Raw genomic sequence first — 19037 nt, forward strand, 5'->3', positions numbered from 1 at the left:
GGCAAAGGGCGCCGTTCCGTTGTGCCCACCCTCCCCCGGACTCCGTCCGGTGGGACCCCCACGCCCCAGCGGAACGAATGCCCACAACGCGTGTGACGGGCGGGCACCGCCCCTGGGGGGTGGGTACCGCCCCAGCGGTAGCGAACGGCCACAACGCGGGCGGCCGGGGCCTGGGCGGGTGGGCAGGGGGCCGGCGGTGCGACGGGCCGCAACGCGGGCGGCCGGGCTCAGCCCCGGCGGAGCGACGGGCCGCAACGCAGGCGGCCGGGCTCAGCCCCGGCGGAGCGACGGGCCGCAACGCAGGCGGCCGGGGCGCGGACCCGGCGGGTGGGTGCCGCACCTGCGGGGCTCGGGGTTGTGGGATCAGGAGGGCGTTGCCGCCGTCAGGTAGGCCGAGACCACCACGTTCGCCGTGTACGTGTTCGCGCCGCGGTCGAACGTGCCGCCGCACGTGATCAGCCGCAGTTCCGCCCGGCCCGGATCCCGCGCCCCGTAGACCTTGCTCGCGTCGAAGGACTCCCGCGGATAGACCTGGACGTCGTCCACCGTGAACTCGGCGACCGATCCGTCCGTCCGGGTGATGCGGACCTTCGCGCCGGGGCGGGCCGCGCTCAGGCCGTAGAAGACCGCCGGCCGGGTCTCGGTGTCGACGTGGCCGACGAGGAGGGCCGGGCCCGCGGCGCCCGGCCGGGTGCCCGCGCCGAACCAGCCGACCGTGTGCGGCATCTCGTACGGCGGCGGATCGATCGCCCCCGTGCCGTCCAGGCCGCGCGCCACGACGGGCGCGTCGATGCCGAGGGACGGGACCTCGACCCGCCGGGGCGCGACGGGCGCGAGCGGGTCCCGCGCCGGGGGCAGGGCGACGCCGAGCGGCCGGCCGACGGCGGCGATGTCCCCGGTGGTCGGCGCGGAGCTGCCCCCGGGGCCCTCGGTGACCTCACGGCCCCAGAGCCAGAGCCCGAGCAGGATCAGCGCCCAGGCCACGCCGGTGACGAGTCGCCCGGTGCCCGCCGGGCGGGAGCCGGACGGCGCCGTCACTCCGTACCCGACCCCGTGCCCGTACCCGTACCGCGTCGGCGGGAGCTGCGGAAGGCGACCGCCACGGCGGCGACGGCCGCGAGACCGAGGCCGAGCAGGGTGTACGGGGTGCCGAGGCCGCTCTCGCTGGTGGTCTGGGCGACGCCGGGGGCGGCCGGGGCGGCGAAGGCCGCGGTGCCGCCACCGCCCGCGCGGACCGGGGCGACCGGGCTCGCGTGGTGGGTCGGCACGTGGGTGGGCTTGTGGGTGGGCTCATGAGTCGGCTCGTGCGTGGGCTTACGGGTCGGCTCGTGGGTGGGCTTGTGGGTCGGCTCGTGCGTGGGCTTGTGGCGCTCGACGCGCACGGTGCCGACATCCGGGTGATCGTGGCCGTCGCAGGTCACGCTGACCTTGTACGTGCCGTTCTCGAGCCGGGTCTTGATCGTGGTGTCGCCGAACAGCGGCGCTCCACCGCCGTCCCGCCCGGTGAGATCGGCGTCGGCGACGAACGCCGGGGACTTCGCGGCACCCGTCGTGCCCTTGCAGCCCTGGACGCGGACGTCGACGTCGGCGCCGGGCGAGGCGGTGGACGGGGTGACGGTGACCCTCACCCCGTCGTGGGCGTACGCGCCACCGGCCGTGGGCGCCAGTACGAGGACGAGGGCCGCCCCTGCGGCACGGAGAGCAATGGGACCTGAACGCATCGTGACCTCCTGATACTGGCAGGGTCACCCGGATCGGGGCTTTCCGCATCCGCAGGGGCGCCGGCGAACGGCCGCTACACCCGGTCGACGATGTCCGCGATCGACTTCACGATCTTGGACGGGCGGAACGGGAAGCGGTCGATCTCGGCCTCGCTGGTCAGACCCGTGAGGACCAGGAAGGTCTGCATGCCCGCCTCCAGGCCGGCCAGGATGTCGGTGTCCATCCGGTCGCCGATCATGGCGCTCGTCTCGGAGTGGGCGCCGATGGCGTTCAGGCCGGTGCGCATCATGAGGGGGTTCGGCTTGCCGGCGAAGTACGGCTCCTTGCCGGTGGCCTTCGTGATGAGCGCGGCGACGGAGCCGGTGGCCGGCAGCGGTCCTTCGAGGGAGGGGCCGGTCTCGTCGGGGTTGGTGCAGATGAAGCGGGCGCCGGCGTTGATGAGCCGTACGGCCTTGGTCATCGCCTCGAAGGAGTACGTACGGGTCTCGCCGAGCACCACGTAGTCCGGGTCGTGGTCGGTGAGGACGTAGCCGATGTCGTGCAGCGCGGTGGTCAGACCGGCCTCGCCGATGACGTACGCGGTGCCGCCGGGGCGCTGGTCGTCGAGGAACTTGGCGGTGGCGAGGGCCGAGGTCCAGATGTTCTCGACGGGGACCTCCAGGCCCATCCGGGCGAGGCGGGCGTGCAGGTCACGAGCCGTGTAGATCGAGTTGTTGGTGAGGACCAGGAACGGCTTCCCGGTCTCCCGCAGCTTCCTGATGAACGCGTCGGCGCCGGGGATCGGCACGCCCTCGTGGATGAGGACGCCGTCCATGTCGGTCAGCCAGGATTCGATCGGCTTGCGCTCTGCCATGGGTGCGGGACTCCTGCCGTACGAACGTGCGGTGTGCTGGGGGCGCCGCGACAGCACTGTGGCGACGCCCCCCAGCCTAGGCCCTGCCGGCCCGCGCGGGCCGGGTCAGGAAGCCGTCACCTTGACCCCGTCGATCACCCAGTACCAGTTGTTGGAACCGGTGTAGCGGAAGCGGAAGCTCACGCTGGACGCGCCGGCCGGGACGGCGACGGTGAGGGACTGGGGCTGGGAGATCACGTCGGCGGTGTAGTTCTTCACGACGGCCGGGGTGCCGCCGTTGAAGACGGCCTGGACCTGCGCGGTCTGGCCGCCCTCCTGGCGGTAGAAGGTCGTGAAGTCCAGGGTGACGCGGGTCGCGCCCGAGACGCCGTACGCCGGGGTGACCAGCGTCGAGTCGTACGTCCCCGAGAACGCCTTGTCGGCCCACTCGTCGGAGTCCGCGACGGCGAAGACGCCCCGGGCGCGCACGTTCAGCTCGCGGGACTGGTCGCGCTGGGAACGGGACCAGAACTCGTCGGTGGCGAAGGACCAGCCGCGCCATTCGGTCATGCCGCCGGTGCCCATGGCGTTGTTGATGACGGACCAGCCGCTGGGCGCGGTGTGGGTGAAGCCGAGGATCCCGGCGGGGATGCCGGTCTCGTCGACGCGGCCGGTCAGCGAACCGTAGAGGCTGTCGAACGGGTCGGTGGAGCGCTCCTGGACCGGCTTGCCGTCGAGGCCCCAGGACGCGGCGGGGGTGATGCCGAGCTGGCGGAAGACGGTGGCGGCGACGTCGACGAGCCGGGTGTCGATGGGGCGGGCGCCGGCGGCGATGCCGGGGCCCTGGGCGAGGACGAAGGTGCGCCGCTCCTCGATGGAGGAGCCGCCGTGGCCGCCGCCGTCGGTGTGGCCGTGGTCGGTCGTGACGATGACCGTCCAGCGCTCGGTGGCGTAGGCCGGGCGGGCCTTGATCGCGGTGAGCAGCCGGCCGAGGTAGCCGTCCTGGACGTCGATGGCGTCGGTGTACTTGGGGCTGGCGGCGCCGTGGTTGTGGCCGATCTCGTCGATCTCGCCGAAGTAGACGAAGAGGACGTCGGGGTTCTGGTTGCGCAGGATGTCCTCGGTGATGTCGGTGATCACGAGGTCGTTGACGACGTAGTTGTTGTTGTAGACGAGCTTGGCGTCGGCGCCGGGGGTGACGGTGCCGTGGGTGTCGAGCTCGGGCCAGTCGACGGCGGCGAAGAGCGAGAGCTCGGGGCGGACCTGGTGCAGGCGGGCGAGGAAGCCGGGGTACTGGCCGTAGTTCTTGCCGGTGAAGGTGTTGTCCTTGACGCCGTGCTTGTCGGGCCAGACGCCGGTGGAGATGGTGGACCAGCCGGGGCCGGAGGAGGTCGCGGCCATCGGGTCGGCGTAGAGCAGGGAGCGGCCGAAGGTGCCGTTCGCCATCAGGGACTTGAGGTTCGGGGCCTTGGCGGCGTCGATCCGGTCGTGGCGCAGGCCGTCCATGCCGACGACGAGCACCTTGTCCTTGCTGGTGCCGTCGGGGAGCGTGGGCGCGGCGGCGGCCAGGGCGGCGGGGGCGGTGGCGAGGCCGGTGGCGGCGACGGCCGCGGTGGCGCCGGCGGCGGCGAGCACGGTGCGTCGGGAGATGCCGGTGATCGGCATGTCGGAGTCCTCCGTGAGCGGGGTCGATGGAGTACGGGCACGCGCCAACGCCCCTGATTCCTCAGGGGCGTTGACTGTCGGTCTGTACCCGTTATCTTTCCGCGATGTACGGGCGCGTTCCAGGGTCGTGCGGTGAACTCTTGGTGGCGGGAGGCGACAGGTCAGCTACCCGTGGCCGACTTCCACGCGTCGACGTACGTCTTGAGGTTCTTGTCGATGTCGGCCCAGTCCGGCTCGAAGACCTCGACGCCCTCCATCAGCTCGGCCAGTTCGATGGCGTTGGCGTCGGTCGCCTTGACGTCCTTGCGGGCCGGGAAGCCGCCGCCGATCGCGCTGACCTCGCGCTGGGCGCCCTCGGTCAGCATGAAGTCGAGGAGCTTCTTGCCGTTCTCGGTGTGCGGGGCCTTGTCCACCAGGCCGGCCGCGTACGGCAGGGCGAAGGTGGTGGGCTTTCCCGCGCCCTTGGCCGGGAACCATATGCCGAGGTTCGGCATGGACTTGGACTGGGCGAAGTTCATCTGCACATCGCCGTTGGCGACGAGGAGCTCGCCCTTGTCCACCTTGGGGGCGAGCTTGGAGGTGGAGGAGGACGGGCCGACGTTGTTGGCCTGGAGCTTCTTCAGGTACTCCATGGCCGGCTCCTGGCCGCCGAAGTCGTGCATGGCCTTGATGAGGACGGCGGTGCCGTCGCCCGCGACGCCGGGGGTGGAGTACTGGAGCTTGTTCTTGAACGTGGCGTCGAGCAGCTCCTCCCAGGACGTGGGGGCCGCGGGGAGCTCCTTCTTGTTGTGGATGAAGCCGAAGTAGTTGTTGACGACCGAGGTCCAGGTGCCGTCGCTCGCCTTGTCGCCGCCGCCGACCTGGTCGGCGCCCTGCGGGGTGTACTTCTGGAGCAGGCCCTTGGAGCCGGCCTGCTGGATGAAGGGCGGCAGGGTCACGATGACGTCGGCCTGGGTGTTGCTCCTCTCGCGGAGGGCGCGCTGCACCATCTCCCCGGAGCCGCCCTCGACGTACTTGACCTTGATGCCGGTCTTCTTCTCGAAGTCGGCGAAGACCTTGTCGTACCAGCCGTCGCCCGCCTCGCCCTTGAGGCCGTCGGCGCTGTAGACGGTGACGGTCTTCTCGTCTGAGGCGGCGGTGGAACCACCGCAGGCGGTGAGGCCGGCGGCGAGGACGAGGGAGCCGGTGACGGCGGCGATCGGCTTGGCGTACGTACGCATGACGTCGTTCTCTCCTGAGGATCTCTGGCTGAAGGAAGCGCGGGGCACGGAACCGCGGTACGAACCGCGGTACGGAATCGGGGGAAGGAACCGGGGAAGGAATCGGGGGAAGGGCCTCTAGCGGAAGGAGGCCTTGGTACGGATGCGGGAGACGGCGAGCAGGGCCAGCAGGGTCGTGGCCATGAGGACCACGGCCAGCGCCGATCCGGTGAAGAGGGAACCGCGGTCGGTGGCCGTGAAGATGAGCACCGGGAGCGGCGTCCAGTCCGGCGGGTAGAGCATCATCGTGGCGCTCAGCTCGCCCATGGACAGGGCGAAGCAGAGTCCGGCGGCCGCGTTCAGGGACGGCAGCAGGAGCGGCAGCCTCACCCGGAGCAGGACGTACGAGGGACGGGCGCCGAGACTGGCCGCCGCCTGCTCGTACATCGGGTCGAGCCGCTGGATCGCGGCCGACACCGACTGGTGGGCGAACGCCGTGACGAGCACGGTGTGCGCGAGGATCACGATCCAGCGTGTGCCGTTGAGGAGCACCGGCGGCTGCGAGAACGCGACGAGGACGGCCAGGCCGACGACCACGGACGGCACGGCGACCGGCAGCATGAACAGCGCGTCGAGGACCCGCTTGCCCCTCCTGCCGAGTGCCGCCCCGGCGAGCGCGGCCCAGGTGCCGACGGTCAGCGCGACCAGGCTCGCGGTGAGGGCCGTGACCAGGCTGGTGGAGAGGGCCTGGAGGGACTCCCCGCGGACGGCCGCCGCGTAGTGCTCGGTGGTCGGCCCGGAGGGGAAGGCGCCGGACCAGTTCGTGGAGAACGAGGCGGCGACGATGACCAGGAGGGGGAGGGCGAAGAGCGGGACGAAGAGGACGGCGAACGTGACCCAGGCCGTCCACCTGCCCGTACGGCTATGCACCAGCACGGCGGCTCACCCCCCGGTAGAGGACGTAGAGGCCCACGGAGAGGGCGATGTTGACGACGGCGACGACGCAGGCGGCCGCGTAGTCGGATTCGAGGATCGCCTTGCCGTAGACGAGCATCGGGAGGGTCGTGACGCCCTTGGCGCCGGTGAAGAGGACGATCCCGAACTCGTTCAGGCACATGACGAGGACGAGGCTGCCGCCGGCGGCGAGCGCGGGCAGCGCCTCCGGCAGTATCACCTGCCGGACGATCCGCAGCGGCCGGGCGCCGAGCGAGGACGCGACCTCCAGCTGGGCCGTCTCCATCTGCGAGAAGGCGGCGAGCAGCGGCCGCATCACGAACGGGGTGAAGTACGTGATCTCGGCGAGGAGGACGCCCCACGGGGTGGTCAGGAACTGGAAGGGGCCCGAGGGGGCGCCGGTGACGTCCGTCCAGACGCCGTTGGCCATGCCGACCGTGCCGTAGAGGAACAGCAGGGCGAGCGTGATCAGGAAGGACGGGAAGGAGAGGAAGACGTCGATGAACTTCGACACCGCCTTCCCGCCGGGGAAGGGCACGAAGGCGATCACGACCGCGAGCACGAAGCCGAGGACGAGACATCCGACGGTGGAGGCGACGGCGAGCCACACCGTGGTGACGAGGGCCTCCCGGAAGGACGCGGAGGCGAGGACGTCACCGTACGCACCGGGCGCCAGGGACTCCTGGACGACGAGCGCGAGCGGATGGAGGAAGACGACGGCGAGCACGGCGACGGGGGGAAGGGCCCAGACCCAGGTGGGGGTGGAGCGCCTCGTCGTGGGCACACGTTCCTCCCCCGGACCCCGTCCTGAGGAGGCCCCAGCGACGGAAGGGGTGGGCACGACGCCCGTTGCCGGGTGTCGCTCCCTGAGCCCGTTCCCGGGGCTACCCATCGGACAGCCCCGCGCCCAGCAGCACCGCGTCCTCAGGGGCGAAGTGCACGGTGACCTCGGCTCCGAGCAGCGGCGTCTCCCGCAGCTCCCGTACGTCCGCCTTCACCCGGTGCCCGCCCACCTCCACGTACAGCCGGTGCGTGGACCCCCGCCACTGGACCTCGCTGATCCGGCCGCGGAGCGGGTTCGGGCCGTCGCCGAGGCCGACGAGGTGCGGGCGTACGCAGAGCGTGGCCGCCGACCCGGGAGCCGCACCGGGGGCCGCGACCTTCAGCTCCGTCCCCTCGAAGACGGCCCCGGCCCCGCCGACCGTCACCGGCAACAGGTTCGCGTCGCCGACGAACGAGGCCGTGAACTGCGTACGCGGCCTGCGGTAGAGGTCCTGCGGCGTGCCGCAGTCCTGGAGCCGGGCCTTGTCCATGACGGCGATCCGGTCCGCGAGGGTCAGTGCCTCGACCTGGTCGTGGGTGACGTACAGGATCGACACGTCGGGCAACTCGCGGTGGAGGCGTGCCAGTTCGGCCAGCATCCCGGAGCGCAGCTGCGCGTCGAGCGCGGAGAGCGGCTCGTCGAGGAGGAGGACCTTGGGGCGGATGGCGAGCGCGCGGGCGATGGCGACGCGCTGCTGCTGGCCGCCGGAGAGCTCCCGGGGGTACCGGTGGGCGTAGGTCGCCATGCCGGTCATCTCCAGGGCCTCGGCGACCCGGCCGGGGATCTCGGTCCTGGGGACCTTCCGCGCCTTCAGGCCGAAGGCGACGTTGGCCTCGACGCGCAGGTGCGGGAAGAGGGCGTACTGCTGGACGACCATGCCGATCCCCCGCTTGTACGGCGGGAGGCCGGTGACGTCGCGGTCGCCGATGAGCACCCGCCCGGAGACGGGCCGCACGAACCCGGCGACGGCCCGCAGCGCGGTGGTCTTGCCGGAGCCCGAGGGCCCGAGGAGGGCCATGACCTCACCGGGCTCGACGGTCAGGTCGAGCCGGTCGAGAACGGTGGTGCCGCCGTACGCGACGGACACGGCGTCGAAGCGGATGCCGCTGGTCATGCCTCCGACTCCCCGAGCAGCGTGGGAAGTTCGGCGACCGAGGCGAGGACGTGCGTCGCGCCGTGCTCCTTGAGCGCCGCCCCGTCGTGCGCGCCGGTCAGGACGCCCGCGACGATCCCGGCGCCCGAGCGGACACCGCTGAGCATGTCGTACGAGGTGTCGCCCGCGACCACGAGCTGCCGGACGTCGTCCACGGCTCCGGTACGGAGGAGGGCCGCGAGGACCATGTCCGGGTACGGGCGTCCGCGGCCGCCGGCGTCCGCCGGGCAGAGGGTCAGCTCGACCAGGTCCTGCCAGCCGAGCGCGTCGAGGATGGCGTCCTGGGTGACCCGGGCGAACCCGGTGGTGAGGACCACCCTGCGGCCCTGGGCCCTGAGCTCGGCGATCGCCTCGGCCGCGCCGGGCACCGGGGCGATCCGGCCGCCGGAGACGAGTTCGCCGTAGGCCGCCTCGAAGGCGAGGTTGGCCTCCTGGGCGCGGGTCTCGTCGCCGCCGAAGAGGTGGCGGAAGACGGAGATCTTGGACTCGCCCATGGTGGCGCGGACGTAGTCGATCATCGTGGCCGGGTCTTCGCCGAGGCGCTCGGCGGCGGCGGTGAAGGCCTGCTCGACGAGGCCGCCGTCGGCGACGGTGGTGCCGGCCATGTCGAGGACGACGAGACCGTGCCTGTGGTTGTGGTTGTGGATGTCGAGGGTGCTCATGTGGTTCACCAGCCCAGTTCGTCGGCGGTCTTCTCGGCGATGGCGGGCGAGCAGGTCATGCCGCGCCCGCCGGGCCCGGTCACCAGCCACACGCCGTCGCGGACCCGCTGGCGGTGGACGACCCGGCTGGTGTCGACGCACTGCGCGTACACCCCGGCCCAGCGCCGCTTGATCCTCGGCAGCGGGCGGCCGAGGAAGGACTCGACGACGCGGGTGAGGTGCTCGTAGGGGTCTTCGAGGGTGTCGAAGGCGAAGGGGTGCTCGTACTCGTGGGTGTCGCCGATGGTCAGTCCGCCGTCGAGGCGCTGCACCATGAGGAGCTGCATCTTGTGGGCGGCGGCGGTCGGGTCCTGCGGCTGCGCGGCCTGGAGGGAGTCCAGGGCCTCGGAGGCGTAGGCCGGGTAGTAGCGGAAGGAGTCGGCGTCGGCGACGGAGGTGGTGAGCGCCTCGCCGAGGGGCTCGGTCTGCATCATCTGGAGCCGGACGCGGCGGACGGGTATCTCGCCGGCGACCTCGCGGACGAGGCCGGAGAGCCAGGCGCCGGTGCACAGGACGACGGCGTCGCCGCTGTGGACCTCGCCGCGGTCGTCGCGGACGGCGTTCTCCCCGACGACGTCACGGACCTCGCGGTTCGGCAGGAAGGTGTACTTCCCGGTGGCGAGGAGGGCCTCGCGGAGGGCGAGCTGCGCGAGGCGGGGCTCGACGGCCGCGTCCCGCTCGCACCAGAGCGCGGCCTCGAACGCGCCGCGCAGCGCCGGGTTGACCGCGCGGGCCTCGTCGGCCGTCAGCAGCTTGTAGCCGCGGGCGGCGGCGTCGGGGCGGGCCACGGCGGCCTCGGCGACGGCGAGCTCAAGGTCGTTCCGTACGGGGGTGAGGGAGCCGATGGCTCGAAAGCCCAGGCCGGGGACCCGGGCGCCGATGCCCTCCCAGAGTTCCCGGGCGCGCAGGGCGGTGTCCAGCTCCTCTCCGCCCGCCCGTCCGCTCACCCAGATCTGGCCGAAGTTGCGGAGGGATGCTCCGCGCGCCTCGGCCTCGCGCTCGATGTGTACGACCTCGTGGCCGCGTTCCACTGCGTGCCAGGCGTGCATGGTTCCCACCACGCCGGCTCCTACGACGATCACCTTCATGCCGTCGACGGTCCTGGGAACGGGTGACCCGGACGGGGCCGGCGGGCGACGGGGCGGTGAACGGACCGACAAACTTGGACCAGACCCGTTATCTTCTCGTGATCCGAGTGGAGGCGGGTCATGAGGGTTCTCCGCTTTCGCCTGCCGCTCGGGCCTTCGATCAGCCCCGCTGTCCCAGGTGGGCGGTGAAGCTGAACCGGTCGCCCCGGTAGAGGGTGCGGACCCGCTCCAGGGGCCGCCCGGCGGTGTCCCGGGAGACGCGGTGGAGCAGCAGCATCGGCAGCGCCGGCGGGGTGCCGATGAGGAGGGCCTCGCGGGGCGTCGCGAGCACCGTCTCGATGCGCTCGTCGGCGTCGCCGAAGGAGATGCCGAGGCGGTCGTGGAGGTAGGAGTAGAAGGAGGAGTCCGGGTCGAACTCGGTGTCCAGGTGCGGGGCGCGGGCCTCGGAGACGTACGTGCTCTCCAGGCCGACCCGCTCGTCGTCGGCGAGGAGCACGCGCTCCATGTGCCAGACGGGCTCGCCGTGTTTGGCGCCGACCTCGGGGGCGAGCGCCTCCGGGCAGGGGAACCGGTCGAGCGAGATGAGGCTGCGGCCGGGGCGGAGACCCTGCCGGCGGACGCCCTCCGTGTAGCTCGCGAGCGACAGGGGCTGTTCGAGCTTGGGGCCCGCGACGACCGTGCCCCGGCCCTGGCGCCGCAGCCGCCCCTCCAGGAGGAGTTCGCGCAGCGCCTGCCGGACGGTCTCGCGGGACACCTCGTACCGGACGGCGAGGTCACGCTCGGTGGGCAGCAGCCCGCCCTCCCCCAACTCGTCGACCATCAGGGCGAGTTTGGCCTTGACGGCGTAGTACTTGGGCACGCGGCCGTGCTCCGGGATGCCGGAGTTCACGGGGGCGCCCGGGGCGCCGGGGGCGTTCTGGTAGTTCACCGGGGGATGGTCGCAGACGGGGATGAACGGGAAGGTGTACGCGGCATGACTCACCGGTGCCGGGGGCGGCGGGCGGCCCGGAAGAGGACGGCGCCGAGGAGGACGAGGGCGGCCGCGAGGGGTGCCAGGAACAGGGCGTGATCCTCCGACTCCCTTCCCGTACTGGCGAGTTCGCGGTCCGGACCGGCGAGCACGAGCCCGCCCGGATCCTCGGCGGTGGGGCTCGGCGGGCGGGGCGTGGCCCCGGGGGGCCGCGAGGGGGCGACCGGGGAGGACGTGCCGGATGTGTCAGGTGTGGGCTCGTCCGCTCCGGTGGAGCGGTCCGGGTCGGCGGGCCTGACGGTCAGGCGGTAGTCGCCGGACTCGCCGACCCAGTCGCCGTCGATGCCCCGGCGCTGGACGACCGCGGCGTTCACGACGACCTCGTCGGGGGCGGCCTCGGCGCGGAAGCCGAGCCGTACGGGGATGGTGAGGGTCCGGCCCGCGGGCACCATGAAGCCGTCGAAGCCGTCGGATCCCTCGGAGGTGCCGGACCCCTCGGAGGTGCCGGACCCCTCGGAGGTGCCGGACCCCTCGGAGCCGTCGGGGCCGGTGAACACGCCGATGTTCTCGGCCTGTTCGGTCGCCTCGAAGGTCACCGGCCGCCAGCGCGCGGCCCCGGCGTCGTAGAACTCGAACCGGATCTGCCCGGGCCGCAGCACCCGCCGCTCGTCGGTGAGGACGAGCACGGGGTGGACGCCCGAGCAGGTGGCGTCGGTGGTGTTGGTGAGATCGAGCTTCCACTCCTGGAGGGGGCCGCCCGCGGGGTAGTCCGCCGGGCCGCCGTGGATCCGGGTGTCGAGGGGGAACGCGGAGCCGGAGGGGGTGCCGCAGGCGGGGGCGGGGGGATCGGGGGCGGGGATGTCGGGGGCGGCCTGCGCCGGGGCGGGGGTCGTCGTCGGGGGCGCCGAGGGGGCCGGTGCGGCCGGGGCGGGGGACGCCAGGGCCAGGTGGGCCGTCGCGGTGACCGCCAGTGCGGCCGCCGCGGTCAGGGCGCGGGGGCTGCGCGGTCGCAGGGGGGCGGATGCCATGGGCCGGGCCTTTGCTGCTCGCGGACGTACGGGTCGGCCGCGACGCTGCCATGCGGCGGGGGCGGGGGCGTGCCAGCGACACCACGTCCGCCCCCGGACGGCCCGGCCGATCCGCCCGATCGGCCTACTGTCGTACGTACGTCTTTACGCCTTTACAGCTCTGCCTACTTACCGAAGACCGGGGCGAGGACCAGCCACGCGGCCCCTTCCGCCACCGCGTCCCGCTCCCCCGCCACACGCACCGGGGCCGTCAGGCCGAGCCCGGCGAGGACCTCCCGCACCCCGCCCGCGAACACCTCCGGCGCGGCGAGGACCAGCCGGCCGCCGAGCAGGACCTCGTCGATGTCGAGGAGCCGTACGACGTTGGCCGCGCCCGCGCCGAGGACGCGCGCGGCCCCGGCGTCGTCGCCGCGCGCGACCGCCGCGAGGCACAGGACCTCCAGGCAGCCGCGCCCGCCGCAGCCGCACGGGGGCCCGTCGAGCTGGACGGTCTGGTGGCCGAGTTCGCCGGCACCCGTCCTGTCCCCCCGGAGCGGCGCCCCGCCGAGGACGAGGCCGGCACCGAGCCCCGTACCGAGGTGGACGTACGCGAAGGAGCCGGGGGCGGCGGGGCGGACGGCGAGGCCGAGGGCGGCGGCGTTGGTGTCCTTGTCGAGGACGACGGGCAGCCCGAGGCGCCGGGCCAGCTCCTCGCGCACGGGGTGGCCGTCCCACTCGGGGAAGCCTGTCACGCGGCCCGGGACCCCCGCGCGGTGGTCGAGCGGCCCGGGCATGGCGACCCCGACGCCGAGGACGGGGGCGGGAGCGGGTTCGGCGGCGGCGTCAGGACCGGTGGCGGGGGAGCCGGCCGACAGGGCCCGCACCTCCTCCGTCACCGCGTCCAGGACGGGCCCCGCGCCCGCCCCCAGGTCCAGCGGGCGCGTGCGGCGGGCGACGACCGCGCCCGCGAGGTCGGTGAGGAGCGTGGTCAGCTCGTCGCGGTCGAGGTGGACGCCGACGGCGTACCCGGCGGTGGGGACGAGCCGCAGGACCGTACGGGGCTTGCCGCCGGTCGAGGCGCGGTGGCCGGCCTCCGCGGCGAGGCCCTCGGACCGGAGACGGGCGGTGATCCTGCTGACGGCCTGCGGGGTGAGCCGGGTCCGCTCGGCGAGTTCGAGGCGGCTGATGCCGGTCTCGCCCGCGGTGCGCAGCAGGTCGAGCACGAGCGCCGCGTTGGGGCTGCGCAGGGCCGGCACGTTCACTCCATCACTCCGATCAGGTCCGTCCTCACCTGCCCATTGTCGCTGTCGCTTGCACTTTGGCAACACCGTTGCTTAAGTGAGGGGCATGACTGGCACCCCCCGCACCCCTCTCCGCGTCGGCCTCGTCGGCTACGGCCTCGCGGGCTCCGTCTTCCACGCCCCGCTGATCGCCGCGTCCGAGGACCTCGTCCTCGCCGCCGTCACCACCGGCAACCCCGAGCGGGCCGCCGAGGCCCGCGCCGCCCACCCGGGCGTCCGGGTCGTGGCCACCCCCGAGGAGCTGTGGGCGGACGGGGCGGCGGACGAGCTCGACCTGGTCGTCGTCGCCTCCCCCAACAAGACGCACGTCGCGATCGCCACGGCCGCCCTGGAGGCGGGCCTGCCGGTCGTCGTCGACAAGCCGCTGGCCGGGACCGCCGCCGAGGCGCGCGCCCTCGCGGCCCTCGCCGAGGAGCGGGGCCTGCTGCTCTCCGTCTTCCAGAACCGCCGCTGGGACAACGACTTCCTGACCCTCCGCCGGCTCCTCGACGAGGAGGCGCTCGGCGAGGTCCAGCGCTTCGAGTCCCGCTTCGAGCGCTGGCGCCCGCTGCCCAAGGGCGGATGGCGCGAGTCCGGTGCGCCGTCGGAGATCGGCGGTCTGCTCTACGACCTGGGCAGCCATGTCGTCGACCAGGCCCTGGTCCTGTTCGGCCCGGTGGTCTCCGTGTACGCCGAGTCGGACGTCCGCCGGCCGGGCGCCGAGGCCGACGACGACACCTTCCTCGCGCTCACCCACGCGAACGGCGTCCGCTCGCACCTGTACGTGAGCGCCACCACCGCCCAGCTGGGCCCCCGCTTCCGGGTGCTCGGGCAGCGCGCGGGCTTCGTGAAGTACGGGCTCGACCCGCAGGAGGCGGCCCTCCGCGAGGGGCTGCGCCCGGTGCCGGGCACGGCGTGGGGCGTGGAGCCGGAGGAGCTGTGGGGCCGGATCGGCTCCGGCGAGTCGCCGCTGACCGGCGGCGGGACCCCGGTCGAGTCCCTGCCGGGCGACTACCCGGCGTACTACGCGGCGGTCGCCGCCGCGCTGCGCGGCACCGGCGAGAACCCGGTGACGGCCCACGAGGCCGCGGCCGCGCTCGACGTCCTGGAGGCGGCGAAGCGGTCCGCCCGCGAGGGAATCACGGTGAAGCCGTGAGCACCCAGGACGTGAGCGAGCTGGAGGCGCAGGAGGCCCGGCTGGTCCTCCCCCGCTTCACGTACGAGGACGCCTGGACGCTCGGCGGCCTGCTCGTCGGCATGGCGCGGGAGCGCGGGGCGCCGGTGGCGATCGACATCCGGCGCGGGCCGCAGCAGCTCTTCCACTGCGCGCTGCCGGGGTCGAGCGCGGACAACGACGCCTGGATCGACCGCAAGCGGCGGGTCGTCGAGCGGTACGGCGTGAGCTCGTTCCTGGTCGGCGCGCGGTTCCGCGCCAAGGGGACGACCTTCGAGGCGTCCTCGCGGCTCGACCCCGACCGGTACGCGGCGCACGGCGGCGCGTTCCCGGTCGCGGTCGAGGGGGCGGGCGTGATCGGCTCGGTCACGGTCTCGGGGCTGCCGCAGGCCGAGGACCACGCCATGGTCGTCGAGGCACTGGAACGCCTCCTCAGCTCGTACGCCTCCGCCGCCGGCTGACGAGGACGAGCGCGCCGCCGCCGAGGGCGAGACCGACGGCGGTGGCGCCCATGACGATCTTCCCGGTGCCCGCGCCGGTCTCGGAGAGTTCGCCGTCGGGGCCGTGGTGGCCACCGCCGGAGTCTCCGTACCCGCCGTCGCCCCCGTTGTCGCCGTAGCCGCCGTCACCGCCACCGTTCGTCGACCCGCCGGTCGTGGGATGGGTGTGGGTGTGCGTGGGGGTGGGCGTGGGGTCGGTCGGGGTGGGCGTCGGGTCCGTGGGGGTCGGGGTCGGGTCGGTCGGCGTCGGCGTCGGCGTCGGGTCCGTGGGCGTGGGGGTGGGGTCCGTCGGGGTCGGCGTCGGGTCCGTGGGCGTCGGGGTCGGCTCCGTCGGCGTGGGGGTGGGCGTGGGCGTGCTGCCGCCGCAGGACGGCAGGTCGCCGTTGAACGGGTAGGCGTGGAGCTCCTGGCCACCGCCGCCGGTCGTCTCCGAGGCGTGCGTCAGGTTTCCGGTGGTGAAGAAGCGGCCGTTCATGCCCGGCATCGTGATCGTCGTCGTGCTGGCCTGGTTGCCGATCAGCACACTGCCCGCGAACTGGGCCGTGCCCTCGAACGTGACGGTGGTGGCGTCGGGGAAGTTCCAGAGCACCCGCTCGCGCAGCCCGTCCGGGAGCTGGTTGATGTACGTGTCGACGGTGCGGTCGGCGCCCAGGATGTTGACGAGGACGGTCGCGCCGGCCGGGATCCTTTCGAAGCGGATGCCCTGCTGGCGGCCGCCCATGGTCTCCAGGTCGAACGCGACGTTGAAGACCTGGAGCTTCGACGTGCCGTCACCCGTGAAGACCGTCTCGCTGTTGTTGTTGACGGCGGTGCCGGTGGCGGGGCGGGAGGCACCGTTCACGTACGCGTAGCAGTGGCTGGCGTCGGTGAGCCGGTCGCGGAGCGCGGTGTACGGGGCGGCGGCGCCGGCGGTGTGCACAGCGGGCGGGGCGACCGTGCCGGAGAGCGTGCCCCCGTACCGTACGACGCCGCTGACCGAGCCCTCCTCGGCGAGCAGGCGCTGGCCGGTGGCGACCGTCAGGTCCTTGCCCACGGTGAGGAAGTCGGTGCCGTTCTCCGGCGGGACGCGCGAGCCGACGCCCGCGACGCCGACGTTGTAGACGCTGGAGGCGCCCGCGCGCTTCCTCATGTCGAAGCCGCCCAGGACGACGACCTTGCCCTCGGCCTCGGCGGCGGCCTCGCGGACGAGCATGTCGCCGCCGACGTAGACGTTGATGTTGTTGTCGCGGTACCTGACGGTGCCGCTGCCGATGTCGGGGTACGTGCCGGTCGGGCAGGTGCCCGGGAGGCAGGGACCGAGACCGCCCGGCAGCGGGTCGGCCCAGCCGTTGACGGCGAGCGCGCCGACGAGGGCGGTGGCCGCGGCGGTGGACGCGGCGATGACGGCGAGACGGCGCCGGTCACGGCGGCGCTCGTGCGTGGGGGTGGGTGCCGGCGCTTTCGGTGAGCCCGGGGATTCCGGTGCTTCCGGGGATTCCTGATGTTCCATATCCGGCAATATGCAAAAAAGAGTATGAAAATGGCGACGCCCCACGCGGGGCGCCGCCGTTTTCCCGGAGGAAGGATGCAATCGGGGATCAGGCGCTCTTGAGCTCCTGCCGCTGCCGGCCCAGGCCGTCGACCTCCAGCTCGACGACGTCACCGGGGCGCAGGTACGGCTTGGGCTCCGGCTGCCCCATGGCGACACCGGCGGGGGTGCCGGTGTTGATGATGTCGCCCGGGTAGAGGGTCATGAACCGGCTGACGTACCGGACGACCTCGGCGACGGGGAAGATCTGGTCCGAGGTGTGGCCGTCCTGCTTGAGCTCGCCGTTGACCCAGAGGCGCAGGCCGAGCGCCTGCGGGTCCGGCACCTCGTCGGCGGTGACGAGCCAGGGGCCGAGCGGGTTGAACGTCTCGCAGTTCTTGCCCTTGTCCCAGGTGCCGCCGCGCTCGATCTGGAACTCGCGCTCGGAGACGTCGTGGGCGACGGCGTACCCGGCGACGTGCGCGAGGGCCTCCTCGTCGGTCTCCAGGTAGCGGGCGGTGCGGCCGATGACGATCGCGAGCTCCACCTCCCAGTCGGTCTTCACCGAGCCGCGCGGTACGAGCACGGTGTCGTCCGGGCCGACGACCGTGTCGGCGGCTTTGAGGAAGACGACGGGCTCGGCCGGGGTGGCCTGGCCCGTCTCGGCGGCGTGGCCGTGGTAGTTCAGCCCGATGCACACGACCTTGCCGATCCGGCCGACGGGCGGGCCGACGCGCAGCCCGGTGGCGTCGAGCGCGGGCAGCACACCGGCACCCGCGGCGGCCCGTACCCGGTCGAGGGCGGAGGCGTCGGCGAGCAGACTGCCGTCGATGTCGTCGACCAGCGCGGACAGGTCGCGGAGCGTCCCGTCCTGGTCGAGCAGGGCGGGACGCTCGGCTCCCGGGGGGCCGACACGCAGCAGCTTCATGGACTTCTCCCTGTGGTCGAGGCGGGCCCGGGAAAGGGCCCTGAGGTACCCCGGCCGATGGAGTGCGGCCATCGGAGGATTGGTCGATCCTCCAAGACAACGGGTCACTCTGCAAGACCCCGTTCAGCCAGTGGACCCTTACGCGCGAGTAGCAAGCGGCGCGGGGCCCTTCTGCCGACCCTTCTGCCGGCCCTTCGCCTGCCCCTGCCGACGGCCCTTCGGCTGCCCCTGCGACCGGCCGTTTTCCCGGCCCTTCGTCCCGCGCTCCTTCTCGCCGCGCGTCTCACCCTTCGCCTCCCCCTGCGCCTCACCCTTCGCCTCGCCCTGCGTCTCACCCTCCTCGTCGCCCCGATCGGGGCGCTCCCGGAAGAGAAGGGTGCGTTCGACGGCCGTCCAGGTGGTGCTCGTGACCACGTAGAGAGCGGCGGCGAGGGGGACGACGGCGACCGTGATCAGGGTGGCGAAGGAGAGCAGCGGCATCACCTTGGCGATGGCGCCCGCGCCCGGCGTGGGCCGGCCCAGGTCCAGGGGCTGGGCGGCGAGCTGCGCCTTCGTACGCCGGTACGTGTACGTGGCCACGGCGGCGACGAGCGCGAAGAGGACCAGGTAGACCCGGCCGGCCGGGCCGAAGGGGCCTCCGTGGGAGAGGGCGTCGGCCCAGTGGTCGCCGAGCGGGGCGGCGAGCAGGGTGTGCCCGGCCATCCGGTCACCGGCGAACAGGTGGTACATCAGCAGGAACGCGGGCGCCTGGAGCAGGCTGGGCAGGATCCCGGCGAACGGCGAGACCTTCTCCCGCGCGTGCAGCTCCGTCACCGCCTTCCGCAGCCGCTCGGGGTTCTTGGCGTGCTTCTTGCGGAGCGCGGCGAGCTCCGGCGCGATCCGGGTGCGGGCCTTCTGCCCCCGGGCGGAGGCCCGGGACAGCGGGTGGACCGCGAGCCGTACGAGCATCGTGAAGAGGACGATCGCGGCGGCCGTGGCGGTGGTGGCGAAGAGCGGTTCGAGCAGGGAGGCGAGCCGCTCGACCAGGGAGCCGAAGGCGGAAAGGATGACGGACAAGGGGAGCCCTCCGTGGGGTCTCGTCGTGCCGGGGAGATGTCAGGTCTCGGCATGACGGATCCGCGTGAGAGGTGTCCGGTGTGGGGGTGCTCCTACGCGGCCGTCGGAAGGGGGCGGCCGGGAGCGCGGGGTCTGCGACGCCCCGCGGCGTCGGGATCGCGCTGGGGCAGGAAGGCGGTGCGCCGCTCGCGGTCGCGGATGGCGGTGCGCACGGCGGTGGGCGGCACGGCCGGAGCCGTACGGGCTCCGAACAGGGCGCAGACGACGGTGGTCGCGGCGAGCGCGACCGCGGCGGAGACGCCACCGCCGTCGGAGAGCAGCAGATCGGCGAGGGCGAGGAGGAAGAACAGCGGCGCGAGCACGCGCAGGACAAGACTCCTGGTCGTCATTCCGCCACCCCCTCTCTGCTCCGTACGCGCCGTTTCTCCGGCGTACACGCCGTATCTCACCGAGAGGACGTACGGGGCGGCCCAGGAGT

General features: G+C 73.2%; 18 protein-coding genes and 1 pseudogene. 2 read left to right on the plus strand and 17 right to left on the minus strand.

The features are described 5' to 3' along the window. Window positions 1-363: 363 nt before the first annotated feature. From ACIP8Z_RS15865 to ACIP8Z_RS15925, 13 genes are all read right to left on the minus strand, one after another. On the minus strand, window positions 364-1038 hold the full coding sequence (locus ACIP8Z_RS15865; RefSeq protein ID WP_402083530.1) for a class F sortase: 675 nt from the start codon (window positions 1036-1038) through the stop codon (window positions 364-366). Further along, window positions 1035-1721: a PT domain-containing protein gene (locus ACIP8Z_RS15870; protein WP_402083533.1), complete on the minus strand. Its 687-nt coding sequence runs from the start codon at window positions 1719-1721 to the stop codon at window positions 1035-1037. Before ACIP8Z_RS15870 ends, ACIP8Z_RS15865 begins: the two co-directional genes overlap by 4 nt. Before the next feature lie 74 nt (window positions 1722-1795). After that, window positions 1796-2575 carry an HAD-IIA family hydrolase gene (locus tag ACIP8Z_RS15875; protein WP_318209977.1) on the minus strand — a complete coding sequence of 260 codons (780 nt, stop codon included), beginning with the start codon at window positions 2573-2575 and terminating at the stop codon, window positions 1796-1798. Between the two features lie 105 nt (window positions 2576-2680). Next, window positions 2681-4219, minus strand: coding sequence for an alkaline phosphatase family protein (locus ACIP8Z_RS15880; protein ID WP_402083535.1), 1539 nt, complete (start codon window positions 4217-4219; stop codon window positions 2681-2683). 161 nt (window positions 4220-4380) lie between these two features. Beyond that, a complete protein-coding gene (locus tag ACIP8Z_RS15885) occupies window positions 4381-5439 on the minus strand; it encodes a 2-aminoethylphosphonate ABC transporter substrate-binding protein (RefSeq protein WP_402083538.1) in 1059 nt (352 codons plus the stop codon). Between the two features lie 117 nt (window positions 5440-5556). Continuing rightward, complete coding sequence (locus tag ACIP8Z_RS15890; RefSeq protein ID WP_402083541.1) at window positions 5557-6354, minus strand: ABC transporter permease; 798 nt, start codon at window positions 6352-6354, stop codon at window positions 5557-5559. After that, window positions 6341-7264 (minus strand): 2-aminoethylphosphonate ABC transporter permease subunit, encoded by a 924-nt coding sequence (locus tag ACIP8Z_RS15895; protein WP_402083544.1) that lies wholly within the window; start codon window positions 7262-7264, stop codon window positions 6341-6343. The genes ACIP8Z_RS15890 and ACIP8Z_RS15895 overlap by 14 nt, the downstream gene beginning before the upstream one ends. Then, window positions 7257-8309 carry an ABC transporter ATP-binding protein gene (locus ACIP8Z_RS15900; protein WP_402083546.1) on the minus strand — a complete coding sequence of 351 codons (1053 nt, stop codon included), beginning with the start codon at window positions 8307-8309 and terminating at the stop codon, window positions 7257-7259. Before ACIP8Z_RS15900 ends, ACIP8Z_RS15895 begins: the two co-directional genes overlap by 8 nt. Further along, complete coding sequence (locus tag ACIP8Z_RS15905; RefSeq protein WP_402083548.1) at window positions 8306-9010, minus strand: phosphonatase-like hydrolase; 705 nt, start codon at window positions 9008-9010, stop codon at window positions 8306-8308. Before ACIP8Z_RS15905 ends, ACIP8Z_RS15900 begins: the two co-directional genes overlap by 4 nt. A 5-nt stretch (window positions 9011-9015) precedes the next feature. After that, window positions 9016-10137 carry a TIGR03364 family FAD-dependent oxidoreductase gene (locus ACIP8Z_RS15910; protein ID WP_402083551.1) on the minus strand — a complete coding sequence of 374 codons (1122 nt, stop codon included), beginning with the start codon at window positions 10135-10137 and terminating at the stop codon, window positions 9016-9018. A gap of 160 nt (window positions 10138-10297) precedes the next feature. Continuing rightward, window positions 10298-11065 carry a GntR family transcriptional regulator gene (locus ACIP8Z_RS15915; RefSeq protein WP_402083553.1) on the minus strand — a complete coding sequence of 256 codons (768 nt, stop codon included), beginning with the start codon at window positions 11063-11065 and terminating at the stop codon, window positions 10298-10300. Between the two features lie 50 nt (window positions 11066-11115). Continuing rightward, the gene (locus ACIP8Z_RS15920) at window positions 11116-12135 is read right to left on the minus strand and encodes a hypothetical protein (protein ID WP_402083556.1); all 1020 of its coding nucleotides are present in this window, start codon (window positions 12133-12135) and stop codon (window positions 11116-11118) included. Window positions 12136-12299: 164 nt separating this feature from the next. Beyond that, window positions 12300-13376: an ROK family protein gene (locus ACIP8Z_RS15925; protein ID WP_402083559.1), complete on the minus strand. Its 1077-nt coding sequence runs from the start codon at window positions 13374-13376 to the stop codon at window positions 12300-12302. Between the two features lie 85 nt (window positions 13377-13461). Between ACIP8Z_RS15925 and ACIP8Z_RS15930 the strand changes: the two genes are divergently transcribed. Then, window positions 13462-14550 carry a Gfo/Idh/MocA family oxidoreductase gene (locus ACIP8Z_RS15930; RefSeq protein WP_402083562.1) on the plus strand — a complete coding sequence of 363 codons (1089 nt, stop codon included), beginning with the start codon at window positions 13462-13464 and terminating at the stop codon, window positions 14548-14550. Further along, window positions 14547-15029 (plus strand): heme-degrading domain-containing protein, encoded by a 483-nt coding sequence (locus tag ACIP8Z_RS15935; RefSeq protein ID WP_402083564.1) that lies wholly within the window; start codon window positions 14547-14549, stop codon window positions 15027-15029. The genes ACIP8Z_RS15930 and ACIP8Z_RS15935 overlap by 4 nt, the downstream gene beginning before the upstream one ends. On the opposite strand, the gene ACIP8Z_RS15940 is transcribed toward ACIP8Z_RS15935, so the two are convergent. The 4 genes and pseudogenes from ACIP8Z_RS15940 to ACIP8Z_RS15955 all read right to left on the minus strand — a co-directional run bounded on the left by ACIP8Z_RS15940 (window position 15001) and on the right by ACIP8Z_RS15955 (window position 18948). Then, window positions 15001-16557, minus strand: a complete 1557-nt coding sequence (locus ACIP8Z_RS15940) for a choice-of-anchor A family protein (RefSeq protein ID WP_402083567.1) — start codon at window positions 16555-16557, stop codon at window positions 15001-15003. The two genes, ACIP8Z_RS15935 and ACIP8Z_RS15940, sit on opposite strands and share 29 nt — an antisense overlap. 88 nt (window positions 16558-16645) lie before the next feature. Then, window positions 16646-17503, minus strand: a complete 858-nt coding sequence (locus ACIP8Z_RS15945; RefSeq protein ID WP_030324860.1) for a fumarylacetoacetate hydrolase family protein — start codon at window positions 17501-17503, stop codon at window positions 16646-16648. Window positions 17504-17848: 345 nt separating this feature from the next. Beyond that, window positions 17849-18559: pseudogene (locus ACIP8Z_RS15950) on the minus strand (YidC/Oxa1 family membrane protein insertase); the annotation flags it as partial. A 92-nt stretch (window positions 18560-18651) separates the two neighbouring features. Continuing rightward, window positions 18652-18948 (minus strand): DUF6412 domain-containing protein, encoded by a 297-nt coding sequence (locus ACIP8Z_RS15955; RefSeq protein WP_030324864.1) that lies wholly within the window; start codon window positions 18946-18948, stop codon window positions 18652-18654. Window positions 18949-19037: the final 89 nt, after the last annotated feature.

It is taken from the genome of Streptomyces sp. NPDC088553 (assembly GCF_044752965.1).
Classification (GTDB): Bacteria; Actinomycetota; Actinomycetes; order Streptomycetales; family Streptomycetaceae; genus Streptomyces.

Coding starts and splice junctions, on each gene's coding strand:
- ACIP8Z_RS15870 (WP_402083533.1), bottom strand. CDS start 1,721: ATGCGTTCAGGTCCCATTGCTCTCCGTGCCGCAGGGGCGGCCCTCGTC.
- ACIP8Z_RS15875 (WP_318209977.1), bottom strand. CDS start 2,575: ATGGCAGAGCGCAAGCCGATCGAATCCTGGCTGACCGACATGGACGGC.
- ACIP8Z_RS15880 (WP_402083535.1), bottom strand. CDS start 4,219: ATGCCGATCACCGGCATCTCCCGACGCACCGTGCTCGCCGCCGCCGGC.
- ACIP8Z_RS15885 (WP_402083538.1), bottom strand. CDS start 5,439: ATGCGTACGTACGCCAAGCCGATCGCCGCCGTCACCGGCTCCCTCGTC.
- ACIP8Z_RS15895 (WP_402083544.1), bottom strand. CDS start 7,264: ATGGGTAGCCCCGGGAACGGGCTCAGGGAGCGACACCCGGCAACGGGC.
- ACIP8Z_RS15900 (WP_402083546.1), bottom strand. CDS start 8,309: ATGACCAGCGGCATCCGCTTCGACGCCGTGTCCGTCGCGTACGGCGGC.
- ACIP8Z_RS15905 (WP_402083548.1), bottom strand. CDS start 9,010: ATGAGCACCCTCGACATCCACAACCACAACCACAGGCACGGTCTCGTC.
- ACIP8Z_RS15910 (WP_402083551.1), bottom strand. CDS start 10,137: ATGAAGGTGATCGTCGTAGGAGCCGGCGTGGTGGGAACCATGCACGCC.
- ACIP8Z_RS15920 (WP_402083556.1), bottom strand. CDS start 12,135: ATGGCATCCGCCCCCCTGCGACCGCGCAGCCCCCGCGCCCTGACCGCG.
- ACIP8Z_RS15930 (WP_402083562.1), top strand. CDS start 13,462: ATGACTGGCACCCCCCGCACCCCTCTCCGCGTCGGCCTCGTCGGCTAC.
- ACIP8Z_RS15940 (WP_402083567.1), bottom strand. CDS start 16,557: ATGGAACATCAGGAATCCCCGGAAGCACCGGAATCCCCGGGCTCACCG.
- ACIP8Z_RS15945 (WP_030324860.1), bottom strand. CDS start 17,503: ATGAAGCTGCTGCGTGTCGGCCCCCCGGGAGCCGAGCGTCCCGCCCTG.
- ACIP8Z_RS15955 (WP_030324864.1), bottom strand. CDS start 18,948: ATGACGACCAGGAGTCTTGTCCTGCGCGTGCTCGCGCCGCTGTTCTTC.